Source organism: Marinomonas sp. S3726, assembly GCF_000967665.1.
Lineage (GTDB): Bacteria > Pseudomonadota > Gammaproteobacteria > Pseudomonadales > Marinomonadaceae > Marinomonas.
Genome location: NZ_JXYC01000011.1, coordinates 13,426 through 30,044 on the forward strand (window position 1 = coordinate 13,426; position 16,619 = coordinate 30,044).

Annotated in this window: 16 protein-coding genes; 11 read left to right on the forward strand and 5 right to left on the reverse strand. The window is 40.7% G+C overall.

The window, feature by feature from the left end; genetic code table 11:
* Positions 1-35: 35 nt before the first annotated feature.
* The 3 genes from TW85_RS09440 to TW85_RS09450 all read right to left on the reverse strand — a co-directional run bounded on the left by TW85_RS09440 (position 36) and on the right by TW85_RS09450 (position 3,207).
* A complete protein-coding gene (locus tag TW85_RS09440) occupies positions 36-1,235 on the reverse strand; it encodes an MFS transporter (protein ID WP_046016885.1) in 1,200 nt (399 codons plus the stop codon).
* Positions 1,236-1,476: 241 nt separating this feature from the next.
* Positions 1,477-2,334 (reverse strand): enoyl-CoA hydratase-related protein, encoded by an 858-nt coding sequence (locus TW85_RS09445; protein ID WP_084616217.1) that lies wholly within the window; start codon positions 2,332-2,334, stop codon positions 1,477-1,479.
* Positions 2,335-2,337: 3 nt separating this feature from the next.
* Entirely contained in the window at positions 2,338-3,207 is an 870-nt protein-coding gene (locus TW85_RS09450; RefSeq protein ID WP_046016886.1) for a 3-hydroxybutyryl-CoA dehydrogenase, read from the reverse strand.
* A gap of 181 nt (positions 3,208-3,388) precedes the next feature.
* Between TW85_RS09450 and gcvA the strand changes: the two genes are divergently transcribed.
* The 10 genes from gcvA (at position 3,389) to TW85_RS09500 (ending at position 13,756) form a co-directional block, all read left to right on the forward strand.
* The gene (gcvA, locus tag TW85_RS09455; RefSeq protein ID WP_046016887.1) at positions 3,389-4,297 is read left to right on the forward strand and encodes a transcriptional regulator GcvA; all 909 of its coding nucleotides are present in this window, start codon (positions 3,389-3,391) and stop codon (positions 4,295-4,297) included.
* 301 nt (positions 4,298-4,598) lie between these two features.
* Positions 4,599-5,414 carry an enoyl-CoA hydratase-related protein gene (locus tag TW85_RS09460; RefSeq protein WP_046016888.1) on the forward strand — a complete coding sequence of 272 codons (816 nt, stop codon included), beginning with the start codon at positions 4,599-4,601 and terminating at the stop codon, positions 5,412-5,414.
* A 3-nt stretch (positions 5,415-5,417) separates the two neighbouring features.
* A complete protein-coding gene (locus tag TW85_RS09465; protein ID WP_046016889.1) occupies positions 5,418-7,532 on the forward strand; it encodes an acetate--CoA ligase family protein in 2,115 nt (704 codons plus the stop codon).
* 182 nt (positions 7,533-7,714) lie between these two features.
* Positions 7,715-9,337 (forward strand): BCCT family transporter, encoded by a 1,623-nt coding sequence (locus TW85_RS09470; RefSeq protein WP_046016890.1) that lies wholly within the window; start codon positions 7,715-7,717, stop codon positions 9,335-9,337.
* Positions 9,338-9,451: 114 nt separating this feature from the next.
* Positions 9,452-9,928 carry a redox-sensitive transcriptional activator SoxR gene (soxR, locus tag TW85_RS09475; protein WP_046016891.1) on the forward strand — a complete coding sequence of 159 codons (477 nt, stop codon included), beginning with the start codon at positions 9,452-9,454 and terminating at the stop codon, positions 9,926-9,928.
* A gap of 124 nt (positions 9,929-10,052) precedes the next feature.
* Positions 10,053-10,508 carry a MarR family transcriptional regulator gene (locus TW85_RS09480; RefSeq protein ID WP_046016892.1) on the forward strand — a complete coding sequence of 152 codons (456 nt, stop codon included), beginning with the start codon at positions 10,053-10,055 and terminating at the stop codon, positions 10,506-10,508.
* 131 nt (positions 10,509-10,639) lie between these two features.
* Positions 10,640-11,065: an organic hydroperoxide resistance protein gene (locus TW85_RS09485; RefSeq protein ID WP_046016893.1), complete on the forward strand. Its 426-nt coding sequence runs from the start codon at positions 10,640-10,642 to the stop codon at positions 11,063-11,065.
* A gap of 311 nt (positions 11,066-11,376) precedes the next feature.
* Positions 11,377-12,333 carry a serine protease gene (locus TW85_RS25425; RefSeq protein WP_052702054.1) on the forward strand — a complete coding sequence of 319 codons (957 nt, stop codon included), beginning with the start codon at positions 11,377-11,379 and terminating at the stop codon, positions 12,331-12,333.
* A 208-nt stretch (positions 12,334-12,541) separates the two neighbouring features.
* Entirely contained in the window at positions 12,542-12,970 is a 429-nt protein-coding gene (locus TW85_RS09495; protein ID WP_046016894.1) for a GNAT family N-acetyltransferase, read from the forward strand.
* A 153-nt stretch (positions 12,971-13,123) separates the two neighbouring features.
* Complete coding sequence (locus tag TW85_RS09500) at positions 13,124-13,756, forward strand: LysE family translocator (protein WP_046016895.1); 633 nt, start codon at positions 13,124-13,126, stop codon at positions 13,754-13,756.
* Between the two features lie 119 nt (positions 13,757-13,875).
* On the opposite strand, the gene TW85_RS09505 is transcribed toward TW85_RS09500, so the two are convergent.
* Positions 13,876-14,559 (reverse strand): NAD(P)H-dependent oxidoreductase, encoded by a 684-nt coding sequence (locus tag TW85_RS09505; protein WP_046016896.1) that lies wholly within the window; start codon positions 14,557-14,559, stop codon positions 13,876-13,878.
* 153 nt (positions 14,560-14,712) lie between these two features.
* Between TW85_RS09505 and TW85_RS09510 the strand changes: the two genes are divergently transcribed.
* A complete protein-coding gene (locus tag TW85_RS09510; protein ID WP_046016897.1) occupies positions 14,713-15,591 on the forward strand; it encodes a LysR substrate-binding domain-containing protein in 879 nt (292 codons plus the stop codon).
* 18 nt (positions 15,592-15,609) lie between these two features.
* Here the strand turns inward: TW85_RS09510 and TW85_RS09515 are convergent, their stop codons facing one another.
* Complete coding sequence (locus TW85_RS09515) at positions 15,610-16,539, reverse strand: LysR substrate-binding domain-containing protein (protein ID WP_046016898.1); 930 nt, start codon at positions 16,537-16,539, stop codon at positions 15,610-15,612.
* Positions 16,540-16,619: the final 80 nt, after the last annotated feature.

The following is a 16,619-nucleotide window of genomic DNA, read 5'->3' on the forward strand; positions in this document are numbered from 1 at the left end:
TCAAAAAGTGAGGCGTTTTCAATAATTAGTTTTGCTTAAAGCTTTTCGCTCACATCGATTAATTTTTGTGTTCCTTGATAAAGATTTAGCATAAAAACAGCGGCGAGTAGCATGACTAGACTCATGATACTAAAGCCAAGTTGGGTGGCATCATAATGGCTGAGAAGGGCAATCAGCATATAACTCATACTTTGAATAAAGGTACTAAACATATGCAATCCACCTTCAATGCGGCCTCTCTCGTTTAGGTCGATTTCGTGATGCATTTTATTCATACGGCTAATGCGATTTACCGAATTAAATAGGCCAAATAAAAGTGCAAAGCCAACAATAATCCAGCTTGCACTAAATAAGGATGAGGCAAAGAGGGCTAAAGCAATGAGAGAGACACAGGCTATCATTAGCTTCTCAGGTAAATGCTTGATGAGTAGTTGGCGAATAATTAGCCCTGAGATAAGTGCTCCTATACCAAAGCTTAGCTTCCATGCGGCAAACCAATTGGCGCTATAACCTTGCTCGTAAAAATAAATAGGAACCAGCTTCACTAAAAATGTGAGTACGGGATAAGAGAGACATGAAAGGGCTAGAAAAACCATTAGTTGCTTTTGTTTTAAAAAAATCTCCTTTATTTCAATGACCTGCTTTAAAAAGCTAGCTTCATGTTGAAGACGTAATTTTCTTTGATAGGGTATAACGCCATAGCTAATAGCGCCAATAAAAGAAGCGATAAAAGCAATGGCTGCAAACTCCTGCATACCCCATTGTGCTAGTAATACTATGCCAGTAGCACCCGCACCAAGGGTGGTTATCTGCATGATAATTTCTTGGTAACTGGTAATTTTTGGGTACTCATCGGCTGAAAAATTTTCTTGTACAAAGGCGTTATTTGTTTTCCAAGCTAAATCACTTGAACACCAAAAAACCAGCTGAGCAAAGATCAGAGTGGTGAGGTTACCGACTTGATAAAAGAAAGCAGCCAAAACAATAAATGCGGTCAGAGCCTGAATAACTTGCGTGATAAATAGAATGGCCTTGCGAGAGTGTCTATCGATTAAAGTGGATAAGAGAGGGCTTAAGCTAAACGAGGCTAAGGTACAGGCTAAGGTGCTCAGCGCCACTATACTGCCACTTTGTGTTTCTTCTAGCATGATCCAAGGTAAAGCCAGCATAAACATGCCAGAAGAAATACCATCAAAAAATCGTCCTGATAAAAAGCTAACATACTTGAATGGCATAGGGCGTCCCTCGAATTGATAAAAGTGTGCCAAGCATAAAAGCTCAAGTTAACTTGAGGTAAAGAGGTGAGGGCCAAATTTTTGATTAAGTTTTTCTATTAGCTTGATAGCTAGCTTTAATAAGGTAGGAAACGTTATTAGATTAGTGCTTGTACTTGAATCAAAGCAAGGCAAAAAAATGAGTATCAAGCTGGGCTTGATACTCCAAAGTCACTCTCTTTTACAGGATTTTGAAAGCTAATTAGCTCGTTTTCTGGAGGGAACGAAAGCTAGCTTGGCTTTTATCAAGAAAGGCTTGCATAGCCACCTCTCTGTCATTACCTGCAAAGGTAAGAGCGAAGGACTGACTCTCTAATTTCAGTGCCTGATCAAGGGGGATGTTTTCCCCTTGATGCATAAGTTGCTTTATTGCTGCCAAAGCATAAGGGCTTTTATGAGTTAAACCTTTAGCGAGTTCAAGTCCTGCCTCGTTTAAGCTATCAGCAGGATAAACATGGTTCACAAGGCCTAGTTTTAATGCCTCATCACTCTTGATGTTGCGACCTGTCATTACCAGTTCTAAGGCGAGGCTTAGACCAAGCCTTCTGGTTAGTCTCTGGCTGCCACCAAAACCAGGCAAGATAGCAAGGTTAACTTCAGGCTGAGCGAAACAGGCTTTGTCTGACGCTAAAATGAAGTCGCAGCTGAGGGCGAGTTCACAACCACCTCCTAAGGCATAACCCTTTACCAAGGCAATAACAGGTACTTTAAGTTGACTAAAACGACTAAAGGTTTGATTACCATAGGCAGAAAAATCTTCTGCTTCCTGGGCGCTTAATTGCTTCATATAAGCAATATCTGCCCCGGCAACAAAGGCTTTTTCACCCGCTCCAGTGACAAGAAGTACACGTACATCAGAGTTTCTTTCTATTAGATCTAAGCAAGCATTTAATTCTTCAAGACATTGCAGGTTGAGTGCATTTAAAACCTTAGGTCTATTAATACAGATCTGATAAACGCCAGTTTCAAGGCATGCTAGGCGAATATTTTCAAACGTGTCAGCCAAGGCATTTATAGTGTTAGTGTGATCAAACTCTTTATTAGCTAGAGGTGTTTGCATAGGTTAGGCCTGCACTTTTTTATCTAGGTAAGAGTAAAAACCTTGGCCTGATTTACGGCCAAGTTGACCTGCATTCACCATCTTCACAAGCAGTGGACAAGGGCGATATTTGCTGTCTTTAAAGCCGTCGTACAAGACTTCCATAATGCTCAAACAAGTGTCTAAACCGATAAGGTCAGCCAGTGCTAAAGGGCCCATTTTATGGCTCATGCCAAGCTGGCTAATGGTGTCTATTTCATTGGCGCTGGCGACCCCTTCATAAAGACAAAAGATGGCTTCATTTATCATGGGGATCAAAATACGGTTAGCAGCGAAACCTGGAATATCTTCAACTCTTACTGGGGTTTTCTCTAACTTTTCCATTAGGGCAAAACAAAGATTGAAAATATCAGGCTGAGTTTGCAATGCTGGAATCACCTCAACGAGTTTCATCTGAGGTACAGGGTTCATAAAGTGCAAACCAATAACACGCTCTGGCCTATGGGTCGCACTGGCTAACTTGCTAATGGAGATTGAAGAGGTATTTGAGGCAAGAATACAGGTATCTTTACAGATTCCATCAAGTTGTTTTAATAAATCAGATTTGATCTTTTCATTCTCAATAATGGCTTCTATTACTAGATCTGAATTTGCAAGGGCTGATAAATCTTGATGACACTCGATACGTGTTAGGGTTTCGTCTTTTTGATCTTGAGATATTTTCTCTTTATTCACCAGAAAATCTAGGTTCTTGTTGATAGTGAAAAGGGCGGTTTCTAATGCTGCTGCATTTAAGTCACATAGTTTAACCTTGTAGCCAGCTTGAGCAATCACTTGGGCAATGCCATTACCCATTTGTCCTGCACCTATGACGCCAACCTCTATGATCTGCATTTATACCTCCAATAGATAAAAATTATTTTCTAATTATTTTTGCTGAGTGTGGTCATCTTCAGGGTGGGAGTAAATTGAAAATAATTTTCTGAATGGTCTAAAAAACTAACCAGTTTATTTTTTTCTTTAATTCGTCTAGTTTTAGCTTAATTTAAAATCTTTTTAGGCATGTGAATTAAGTATGAATAGAAAATTACCTTCACTTAAATCCCTACGTGTTTTCGAGTCCGTGGCTCGAAACAAAAGCTTTCGTAAAGCAGCGGATGAACTTTGTGTGACACACTCTGCTGTCAGCCATCAAATTAAGCAACTAGAGCAGGAGTTGGATGTCTTCTTATTCCAACGAAATGGACGCACTATTAGCCTGACTAAACAGGGTGAGTTTTTATACCCAGTGATTAACGATAGCTTTGATAATATTGCAGAGGCTGTTGCCAGTCTTAAGTCCGCTAACAAGACAAAAACCCTCACCATTCAGACCTATGTCACTTTTGGCACTGTGTGGCTTATCCCTAAGCTCAATGACTTCCAAGCGAAGTATCCTGATATCAGAGTGCGGATATCCATCTCATTTGTGGATGTGGACTTTGATAAAGATGATGTCGATGTAGGCATCATAATGGGTGATAAATCATGGTCCCATCTAGATTACACCTATTTGTTTGATATGGAGATCTTCCCTGTTTGTTCTCCTAAACTCGTCGCCGAAGGAAAATTAAAAAAACCAGAAGACCTTGCTAAGTTAGATTTAATTACCGTTGAGCTAGCACCAGATGATTGGCCAACCTGGTTAGATAAAGCGGGTGTTGATCCTCATATTATCGACTCAGGGCCTGTGGTTGATAACTATTTGCAAGCCTTAGAAATGATTTATGAAGGTAAGTCTGTGGTCATGGCGAGGGAGTCTTTTGCCAAGCGAGATTTAGAAACAGGACGAATTATTAGGCCTTTTGATTTCTCTGTTATGGAGGTTGGGAGCTGGTATAGCGTGCATCCTAAGCAGCAAAACCCTAAGCCTGAAATACAGCTTTTTAACGATTGGTTAGCTCAAAAAATACGTGAAGACTCAAGTTTCATTGTCAAAAAATAAAAAATTAAGAGGCTAAAATCAGAATTTAGCCTCTTATTTATCATCACTTCCATACCTTTTTACCTGTCTTTTATCTCACTCTTTGCTCTTCTTTAACCCTTGTTTTAGCGCCTTTATTTTCTGAAAAGAGGTGTTTTAGATATCTTTATATTTCTTTTTAATGGTTAGTTTTTTTAACCTTTTTTCATATTTTAATCAATTTACACTGGCTCAAGCATGAGCGCAGAATCGGGGCATAAAAAGAAGCATACTCAAATCATCTTGAGCAAATGCGTAAAGTTAACCAGCTTAGGAAATCACTATGTCCCAATCAGTGAGCTGTCAAAAAATTGGAAGAGTGTTAGAAATAACCCTCAACCGCCCTCCGGTAAATGCCATCAATCTTGCTACAAGCACAGACCTTTATCAGGCATTTAAACGCCTACAAGAAGATGATGATTTATATGTCGGCATTATCACCAATGCCGATTGTCGCTACTTCAGTGCCGGTTGGGACTTAAAGGAATTCGCCGATAAAGGCGATGAGTTAATGGAATCGGCAGATTACGATTTAGGCCCAGGTGGATTAGGTGGTATGAGTGAATTCTGGGGGCTAAAGAAGCCTGTCATCGCGGCAGTCACAGGCAGTGCTATAGGCGGTGGCTTTGAAATGCTACTGAGTGCTGATGTCATTATCGCCGCAAAAGAGGTTGAGTTTTGGTTGCCAGAGGCCAAATTAGGCTTCTTACCTGATGGCGGTGGTATTCAGCAATTACCTAAGCGCCTACCTTACAACCTTGCTTCTGAATTAATTCTAACAGGCCGCAAACTGGGCATGGAAGAAGCGAAACATCATGGTCTAGTTTCCCAAGTGTTAGAGGCGGATCAAGTGCTTGCAAAAGCGCATGAAATGGCGGCACAAATCGCCGAAGCCGCACCACTACCGTTACAAGCCATGAAAGAAATTATGGCCTTATCTGTATCTCTTTCTGTTGAAGAAACCTTTGTGCAGACACGAAAAGCATGGAAAAAGGAAAGTGATCTGCCTCTTTTCGAAAAAATGCTGCACTCAGAAGACTACCTCGAAGGCTCCCGTGCTTTCTCAGAAAAACGCCCACCTGAATATAAAGGACGCTAACTTATGACACTTTCAAATACACATTACCTAGATCGACTACTAAAGCCTCAAACCATTGCCCTTGTTGGTGTTTCTCCAAGGGAAGGTACGGTAGGCCATGACATGTTAAAGGTACTGCTAAGTGGCGGTTATAAAGGGCAGGTTTTTCTTGTTAACCCAAGATACGATGAGATAGAAGGGCACAAATGTTTCGCAAGCTTATCTGATATCCCAGTAGCGATTGATATGGCTGTGTTAAGTGTGGCGAGTCATAGAATGGAACCGCTTTTTGATGAAGCCATCAGTTTGAATATCGGCGGGGTGACAATCTTCGATTATTGCAAACTTGAAGAAGAAGCCAGCCCAACCCTATTGGAACGACTTTCTTATAAAGCTAAACAAGCCAATATGCCGATTTGCGGTGGTAACTGCATGGGGTATTACAATTTTGATAACGAAGCCTATATTAGCTTTCAATCACCAGGTGAGCGAAAAGCGGGCCACATATCTTTGATTGCACATTCGGGTTCTATTTTTGTTTTACCAACATCAAACGATAGGCGTTTCCGCTTTAACCTTGTGGTATCTGCAGGGCAAGAAATTGCGACCTCTCTTGATGAATATATGGACTTCGCCCTAGAGCAAGAAAGTACCCGTGTTCTTGCCATCTTTATGGAAGCCATTCGTAACCCTGAAAACTTCGTCAAAGTATTAGAGAAAGCCAAACGTAAAGGCATTCCTGTTGTGGTAACGAAAGTTGGCCGTACTGAAGTTAGTGCGCAACTAGCGGCGACTCACTCAGGTGCCATTGCTGGCAATAATACCGCCTATGATGCCTTGTTTAAGAAATACGGTGTCATAGCCACGGACTCACTTGATGACCTTATGACCTGTGCTCAGATTCTTTCTCAAGGAGGCAATTTAGGGGTTGGTGATCTTGGCTATATTGGGGATTCAGGCGGTTTGCGTGAGTTATTTGTTGATACAGCAGAAGAGCATAATTTGACCTTTGCCAACTTGACTGACGATACCATGAATAAGCTCAAACAAAGGTTGCCTCTAGGTTTAGAGGCGGTTAATCCATTGGATGCAGCAGGGCCTTTCACACCAGATTATGCGGAAGTTTTCCGTGATAGTGTGCGTTACATTATGGAAGATCCAAATGTGGCTGTGGGTGTTTTTGAATTTGAAGCCCGTGATGAATTCATCTATATGCCAGAATTTATCGAAATCGCAAAAGAAGTAAAACAGTATTCAAACAAACCCTTCATTGTATTGAATACCTTCTCATTAGCGCTAAATGCTGGCATTGCTGAAGACCTGATGGATCATGATATTCCATTAGTAAATGGTGTCGAGAATGCGGTTAAGGCGATTGCAAACCTATTCGCGAATCGTGACCAACAAGCCAAAACACATGCCACTGTCGAGAACATCAGCAACCCAGCTCGCAAAGATAAATGGCATACCCGATTAGCAAATGGCTTACCTATGAGTGAGACCGACAGCTTAAACCTATTAGCGGATTACGGTATTGGTATTGCGAATCCACAAGAAGCGCACACCCAAGAAGACACTCTAAAAGCCGTTGAAAAGATGACTTTCCCTGTGGTGCTTAAAACCGCCGAGCCACATATTCACCATAAGTCAGATGTAGGTGGGGTAAAGCTTAACCTGAATTCTGTGACTGAAGTGAGTGAAGCCTATGATGATCTTGCGAATCGTTTGGGTTACCGAGTGACGATTGAACCTATGGTGGGTCAAGGTACAGAGCTTGCCTTTGGTATGGTAAACGACCCACAGTTTGGCCCTATGGTAATGGTCGGTAGTGGCGGCATTTATATCGAAGTCTTGAAAGATAGGGTTTTCTCTTTAGCACCATTTGATGAAGTAGAAGCCATGACAATGATAGACAGCTTAAGAACTCGTCCTTTGTTAGCTGGTGTTCGAGGCGCGAAAGCAGCAGACCTTAATCAACTTGCCCAGCAACTGGCTAACTTCTCTCATTTAGCGGCTGATTTGGCTGATGTGATTAACGAAATCGACGTTAACCCCATCATAGTCAATGACAAGGGCAGCATTGCTGTAGACGCTCTTGTTATTGCTAAAGACACAGGTGCTGAGCTTAGCGCCGCTTAAAACTCACGTCATTCATTAATCAATTTAATAAGTTATCACTGATCACCCTAGGTTTTCAGGCGGATCAACTCTTGCCAGAAACCTCTGATGTGAGTGATTAAACGAGCAGTTTAAAGCGGATTTTTATTGCACTAAGGAGAGTGCACTGCTTACCACTAACATAATAAAAACAAGGTATCTGTATGAAAAATCAATCAAACGAGGTTGTCATAGACACAGCCCAAGATGGCTTTTATAAAGGGTTTAACCATGCGGTTACCCTTTCGTCTAAGATGTTAATCATGGTGCTAGTGCTTTGGGCCTTGGTCTTTCCTGATCAAGCAAAAGCGGTACTGTCAAAAGTGAATGCTTTGGTTTTAGGGAACTTCGGTACCTATTATATTTATGTCATGGCATTTTTTGCCTTGACCGCCATTGCTTTGGCTATGATCCCTAAAGTGGGGAATATCGTTCTAGGTGGCGCTGAGTCAAAGCCAGAGTTCTCCCGCTTCTCTTGGGTCTCTATGATGTTTGGTGCCAGTATTGGTGTGGGCATGTTGACCTATTCAACCGGCGAACCAATTTATCACTTCGCCAATAACCCAGATATCATTCAAGGTTTGGTACCCGCCAAACAAAGTGAAACCCTAGAATCTGTTTATCGCTACAGCTTTTTACACTGGGGCTTTTCCGCTTGGGGAATATACGCACTAGTGGGCCTAGCGTTAGCCTATTTTGGCTTTAATAAGGGCTTACCGCTTACCATTCGTTCTGTATTAACGCCTTTATTTGGTAATAAGCTAAATGGCACATTTGGGCATCTAGTCGATATTACCGCGGTCTTAGCCACCATTTTAGGGATCGCCGTAACCATAGGTTATGGTGTGAGCCAATTTGCTTCAGGTGTTTACAATATTACAGGTGCTGATTGGATTATGGTGGATGGCGCTCCCACCATGACTGCCATGATAGTGGCGCTAGTCTTTGTGATGGCGCTTTCAACCTTGTCTGCCGTAAGTGGTGTAGGTAAAGGCGTAAAATGGCTAAGTAATGTCAACATGTCTTTATCTGGTGTTCTATTAGTCTTTTTCTTAATTTTTGGCTCAACCTTTTTAGCTATCGAATTACTCGCAACAGGCACATTTGATTATCTAATTAACTTTGTTTCTATGGCGGTTAACGTTGAAGAAAAAGGCACAGCTTTAGGCGATTGGCAGTCAGGTTGGACTATCTTCTATTGGGCTTGGTGGATTGCCTATGCACCTGCTGTAGGGATCTTCTTTGCTCGTATTTCTAAAGGTCGTAGCATCAGAGAGTTTGTCTTAAGTGCCACTTTGATACCTTCATTTGTTTGCTTTATCTGGTTTACCTTTGTTGGTGGTACCGCTTTAGATCTTGAGCTTTCAGGCCTTGCCGAAGGTAAGATTCTAGGGGCGAACATCTCAGCGCAAATCTATGAGACTTTGAATGTCTTGATGTCTGATACAGGGGCGAAATTGATGTCAGCAGTAATCGTAGTATTGCTAATGACTTTCTTGGTGACGTCGGCTGACTCAGCTATTTTGGTGGTAAACACCATTAATGCGGGTGGTAGCACAGCACAAACACCACGTTCTCATATTATCGTTTGGGGTGTTTTCTTAACGGCTCTGATTGGCGCTCTGTTAATTGCAGGTGGTCTAGGAGTGATCAAAACTGCCATGATTATCGGTGCTCTACCTTTTTCTGTGATCATGGTATTAATGACAATCTCCTTGATTAAAGCTTTGTTAAGTCACAAAGGTGAAGCGCAAGATACAGATGAAAATCTGGTAAAATCTGCTTAAATGATCGCTTTTAGAGTATTTACTTAATAAAGCTGATTAAAGGTTAAAGCAGGCACCTGTTTCCTATCCTGGGCAGGTGCTTTGCTTTTTAAGTAAACATAAAAAGGAAACTTTATGGCATTAAGTGTCGGAGAAGTGGCAAAACGTGCTGATGTAAAAGTATCGACCTTGCACTTTTATGAAGAGAAAGGCCTGATTCAAAGCTGGCGTAATGCGGGTAATCAAAGGCGCTATGATAGAAATGTTTTACGCCGCATTGCTGTGATTAAAACCGCGCAAATGCTGGGTATGAGCTTATCTGAAATTAAAGAAGCCATGGATCATTTACCTTCTGATCATGCCCCAAGTAAAGCCGAATGGCAGGAAATGGCAAATGCTTGGCAAGAAGCGCTAGATACTAAGATTGCTAAGTTACAAGCCTTAAGGAATGAGCTAGATACCTGTATTGGTTGTGGTTGCCTTTCTATGACACAGTGTAAATTGCGTAACCCAGATGACAAACTGGGAGAAGAAGCCAGTGGCCCCGTATTATGGGAGCAATCAGAGGCTCATCATGATAAGCGAGAGGTCTTCGTCATTCAGCCTACTTGAGGCACTTTATTAAAAAGGTGTAACGCAAAGCTTGATTTTAAGTAGTGCGCTATGTATATTGCATAACAAGCTTGATAAATAAGCTGATTTTAGAAAATAATTTAAAGTTAATGAGAGAGCTTAAGTGTCAGATAAAACTTCAATAAAAACGTCCGCCCCTGAGCTTGATGATTTATTGTGCTTCTCACTTTATTCAACCTCATTAGCAATGAACAAGTTATACCGAAAGCTGCTTAAGCCATTAGACATAACTTACTCTCAGTATTTGGTCCTAGTGACCTTATGGGAGCAAGATGAGCAGGCGGTAAATGCCATTGGCGAGCGCTTGTATTTAGATTCTGCCACACTGACTCCCTTATTAAAGCGAATGGAAGCCAGTGATTTAGTAACAAGAAAGCGTGCCTTGCAAGATGAGCGAAGTGTCATTGTTTCTCTAACGCAAAATGCAAAAGAGATGGAAGCCAAGGTAGCTAGTATTATGGAAAAGGCCAAGTGTGCCGCTAATATGGATATGACAGAGTTTAAAGAAACCAAAGATAAGTTAGAGAAGTTAAGAGATAACTTATTGAAGAACATGTGATACTTTTTGAATGAAGGCTAAGGAAGAAGTGAAAACTTCTTTTTTTAAAAGCATAAAAGTAGTGCGCTATTTAATAGTTAGCTACTTTAAAATATAAATGAAGATAATTACTCAAAATAGAGGATAAAACCATGAAATTAGAAAAAGCAGTTTATACAGCATACGCAAGTGCAACAGGTGGCCGTGAAGGTCAGGCTCAATCTGATGACGGCAAACTGGATGTCGTGCTATCTACTCCAAAAGAGCTCGGTGGTGCTGGTGGCGAAGGGACTAACCCAGAGCAAATGTTTGCAGCAGGTTATTCTGCATGTTTCCTAGGTGCGCTTAAGTATGTTGCAGGCCTAGAAAAAGTCGCGATTCCTGATGACACCAAAGTTTCTGCAAGTGTGGGGATTGGCCCTATCCCAACAGGGTTTGGTATTGAAGCGGCAATCAGTGTTTCTATCCCAGGCCTTGATAAAGAAACAGCGACTAGCCTAGTGGAAAAAGCCCACGTGGTTTGCCCTTACTCAAACGCCACTCGCGGTAACATCAATGTTGATGTAAGTGCCGCTTAAAACAAACTCTCTGGGTTCATTTTGAGCCTGTATAAAGTTTAATAGAACCTCAGCTTGTCTGGGGTTTTTTATTGATATTTATATGCGTTTTTTCTTATGTATGTAGGGGATAGCTTTAGTGCTTTAAAGTTTTGAAAATAATAGTAATATCAACATCTTATACTTCTCACATGGATCGTGAATCTTTACTTTTTGAAGCGGTCTAGGTTGAGGATAATCTGAGGATTAAGAGTGGTGTTTTAATGAAGCTATTCAGGTTAATGCACATCTTAATACTGTTTAAATTTATACCTTTATTTGGTGATTAATCCGTGAAAGTCCAAGTCTTTAAAATTAGTAGCTTACTATTAATGTTAGTGTTATCTGGTTGTCAAACAGTAACAAATTCAACAACTCCTGCAGATGATCTTTATAGTAAATATAGAGCCAAGCCTAATATAAAGGCATTTTCTATTGGTACAAATGGTGTCGCTGGTGCTTCTTGGGGGGCATCATCGACGTCAGAAGCAATTGATCTTGCGCAAAAGACTTGCCTGAATTCGGGTGGTTTAAATTGTAGTGTTACAGAAGTAAACGGATCCCCTGTTTCTAACCTTAAACCAGTTCAAAATAAAAGTGAGACAGTAAATAATTATAATATCGTGTCAAAAGGAGTCGCATACAAGCCAAACCTTAGCATAGAGTCCACAGGTACTTTTGTTAATAAGAATTATATTATTACAACTAACGAAATGGTGGATTATTGCTCAAAAATTAGCTTTGAGCATTCTGGGTCTCTTGTTGATACAACCGTTGTTCGAATAGATAAAACGAATAACTTGGTTGCCCTTAAATCATCTTACGCAAGTAAAAGTTGGGCAAGAATTTCAGAACGAAAACAAACGTCTCAAGGTGAAAGGGTTTATGCTTATGGCTACGATCAATCTGATTTGATTAACTCTAAAGTCCCAACATACCAAGGTAAAATTACGGACGGAATCATTAGCTCTGCTTCCGGTGAATTGAACGATATTAGAGTGATGAAAATTACCAATGAAATTAATTCTGGGAATATTGGCGGTCCAGTTATTGCCGAAAGTGGTGGTGTGGTTGGTTTAGTGACCTCCTTAGATAAAGATGTAGTAAAGTCATCGATGCTTTCAATTTTTCTAAATGAACTAAACATAGAGTACACATTAGCAGATGAAAAAAAGCACATCTCACCTTCAGAAATTGCTAAAACGGCTAAAAATTACTCAGTTCCCTTAGTATGTTTAAAAGAGATTTAGCTAGCTATTTAACAGTGTGTTTATAGCAATCATAAGAATATATAAATTTGATTATTAAGGTGGTTGTAGCCCGCCTTGATAATCAAAACTCCTTCTTCACTTTAAGTTAAAACTGCCGCAAATCTTCAATCATATCTCGCTTAATCTTGTCACTATGGCCTGACTCAAATGGCTTTAACGAAAACTGGTGAAGAAAATAGTGAATAAAATGATTAGACCTGCAACTTCAAATGATATCCCAGAACTAGTTGATATATGGCTTGCAGCTTCTATTAAGGCTCATAGCTTTGTTGACGAGCAAGTATGGCAGTCTCAAGTCGAGGCGATGCGAGATATTTATCTTCCTAACTCAGAGACTTATGTTTATGAGGAGGATGCTAAAGTAGTTGCTTTTTACTCTCTCAATGATGATCAGCTGGCTGCAATTTTTGTTGTAATAGGGTCTCAAGGTAAAGGTATCGGGAAGCAGCTTATGGTCCATGCATTTAAGCAAAGAGATAGCTTGAGTTTGTCTGTGTATCAAGAGAATCAGGCAAGTATTCTATTTTATTTAGGGCAAGGCTTTAGTATTAAAAGTGAGCAAAAAGACGCGTTTACAGGTCACCTTGAGTACACAATGATGAAATCGAGTGAGTGACTTGAAATAGTTGCTTCAAGCATTCGGTTATTGATAAAAAATAATGAAAATAAAAAGTGTTTTTTCGCTCACTTGTATCCTTCTTATACAAAAAGCGTAGAATCTTTGGGCTATTGAATGGGATTAAACCTTAGTCAACAAAGAGGGATAAGTATGGCATTTGAAGTTTGGTTAATGTTCACCGCAGCAGCATTTTTAAATGTAGTGAGTCCTGGACCTGCCATCATACTGGCAATTTCGAACGGAGTGTCTTGGGGTTATAAATCTGTCCTAGCGGCCGCGTTGGGCAATATCATGGGGATATTTATACTCTCTTCTATCTCAATGTTGGGTTTGGGCTTAGTGCTAAAAACCTCAGCGCTACTTTTTACGATTCTTAAGGTTTTAGGCGCCTGTTACCTTGTCTACCTTGGGATTAAAAAGTTTAGAAGTAAGGATACCTTCTTTGTTGAAGCTGAAGATGAGCAGATAGCTAGCGTTAAGATCAACTACTTTGCCAAGTTCAAAGAAGCCTTCATGATCGCCATGACTAATCCAAAAGCTATCCTCTTTTTTGTTGCTTTCTTCCCTATGTTTTTGGATACCAGCTTAGCGGCATTCCCACAGTTTATGATAATGACACTTACCTTTATGGCGCTGTCTTTTATCAGCCTAGCAAGCTTTGGTTACCTAGCGAAATCCGTTCGTCATTGGTTTAAAAATGTGAGTCTAGTTAAAATTTTCCACCGTGTGACGGGCGGCATTTTTATTGGTTTTGGTGTAGCGCTTTTACAAGTAAAAAACTGAGAGCCGTTTTAATACATTAAAGCCAAGCTAATTAGATTATTTTTATCTGATTAGCTTGGCTTTTTTGTTTTATCCTCTGTAACGCTATTTAGCCGAACATTATTTTTACCAATGTTGTTTTACTGATACTGCTTCACCAAATTAGTGGCTAGTTTTGTCGCCTCTTCTTCTGCCTTGTTAACTGATTCAGTATGTCTCTCATCTCCGAACTCCTGATACTCTGAACCAATTTCATAGAAGCGTTCGACACCTAAATAATGACTCAAGGTTTTGATATGAGGGCCTAGGTGGTTCATGCTTTCTCTTATGCCACCTGCTTCAAAACCAAACTCGCCAGAAGAGGTGAGAAGCACCATGGTTTTTCCTGATAAGCAGGGCTCTAACGGATAGTCACCTCGCTTAAGATCGAATGAGAAGGTTTTGTTTACTCGAATTACCTGATCGAACCAGGCTTTTAATACCGCTGGCATGCCGTAGTTATACATGGGCGTTGAAAGCAAAATGATATCTGCCGCAATTAACTCGTCTATCAAGGTGTTTGATAGGGCTACTTTCGCATTTTGTGCTTCTGTTCTTTGTGCTTCTGGGGTGAAGACGGCTTCTATCCAAGCTTGATCAATAAAGTCTGGTGGGCTTATTGCTAAGTCACGATAGATGAATTCTGTTTCTGGTTGCAAGGCTAACCATTGTTTTTTAAAACGGTTAGCAAGCTTCCTTGAAAGTGAATTATGTTTCTCTCTGGATTCATCGAATTGTCTCGCACTGGTATCTATATGAAGTATCTTAGGGCTACCTGTTTGCATGCTTTTGTCTCCTTTTTGCTTTTCTCTGTTTAGAGTGTCATCTGGCTTTTATAGGCCTGATTGATTTGTACTTATCATGGAATGACGGCTTTGCTTTGACAAAAGATGAATTTTTTCTTATAGATGAGATTAACTCATCCATATAAGTATTTTATGTTTTCTCATTTACCTCAACTTAACAGTATTCGTGTGTTTGACTCGGCAGCAAGGCTAAAAAGCTTTAAAGAGGCCGCCCTTGAGTTGAATGTGACGCCAACGGCGGTTTCCCATCAAATAAGAGCGCTAGAAGAAAGGCTGGGCACTTTATTGTTCGAGCGAAAAACTCGCCATATTCTTCTGACTCAAGATGGCGAGAAGCTAGCCCAGGTGGCTCATCAATCTCTTGCACAAATTTCAGCCGTGCTTGAGGAAATTTCGGACCAAAAGACACGCCTTTGTGTGAGCACGACCAGCTCTTTTGCTTCCCAGTGGTTAGTGCCAAACCTAGAGCGTTTTTATCAGTCTCATCCTGACATTGAAGTAGTGATAAAAACCGAAGACGCATTAGAGGATCTCGCCAAAGATAGGCGTATAGATTTAGCAATTCGTTATGGCGAGTTTGACCCTCAAGATAAGGCTGCCACTAAACTTGTGACTGAAGAGTTTGGCATGTATGCCACAGAGGCTTATATTCAGGCATTTCCTGATTTTAGAAAGGCGCAGCTAATAGAGACAAAATGGAAAAACGCTCGCTTAAAGCCTATGACTTGGCAGCGCGTTCTTGAGTCGGAAAATGAAGTGAGTAGCAAGTTAATGATTCGTTCCTATGATCAAGAACAGCATACGATTCAGGCCGCACTTGCTGGGCAAGGTATTGCTTTTGTGAGTAATTTACTGATCCAAACCCCATTGCAACAAGCTTGGTTAAAAAGGCATCCCCAAGGCTCAAGTCTAGAAGGCTTAAGTTATTATATTCTGGTAAATGATCCTTCTACGCCAAGTAAAAAGGTGACTGCCTTTCGTCACTGGCTCATTACTGAATTTAGCCAGTGACCGATAATGTTCTATTAATTACTTTGCACTTGTTTGTTGCTTCAATGCTTCACTAAAACGTTTTGCTTCTTCTAATAACCAGTCTTTTGCTTTTGCAACAGCTGGTCTTATTCTTGTATGGGCTGGCTCGACTAAATAATAGGCCTCTTGGGTGGTTAATACTGTTTTGAAAGGCTGAGTTAATTTTGATTCTTGGATCAATTCATCCGCTAAAACCAAACTCCCTAAGGTAACGCCTTGGCCTCTTGCTGCACTTTCTAACATTAATCCTGAATCACTAAAGTTACAGCCATGTGAGCTGATTAAGTTTTGCTGCTCTACCAGATTAAACCAGCTCATCCAGTCTTCAGAGCGTTCGTCATGTAGCAACCTGTGTTTGCTTAAGTCATCAAAGTGTTTGATCTTCATGTCTTCTTTAAAGCTTTGCTCGGCATAAAGAGGGGTGAGGTAGTCATGGAAAAGTTTGTGGCTTTTAACGCCTTCCCAGCTGCCATCCCCATACCAAATAGCAAGATCCACCTCTTGGGTCTCAAGGTCAAAAAAGTCATCGTCAGAATATAACCAAGGCTCTATTTCTGGGTGAGCATTAAGAAGTTTGCTGTAGCGAGGAAGTAGCCATTTACTCGAGAAACCAGTATTTGCTCCCCAAACGACAGAGCCTGGGCGAAAGTAAAAATCCATCCTGCGCTTGCCTCTTGCCAGTTCATTAAGTACCTGAGTGGTGGTATCTAAAAAATCAATGCCAGCAACAGTTAACTCAATAGAGCGGCCAACGCGATTGAATAAGTCCATACCGAAAAAGGACTCTAACAGCTTGATCTGATGGGAAACGGCAGATTGGCTTAAGTTTAATTCTTCGGCGGCAAGCGAAAAACTTTTAAGTCGAGCTGCTGCTTCAAACCCTTCTAATGCGCTTAATGGTGGCAGTCTTCCAAATCGTCTATTCATGAAAAATTTTAATCCTATTGATAAAAATATAGCGTTTGAATGAAAAATACTCCGCTAGATATACTGATTAAGACGCTAAA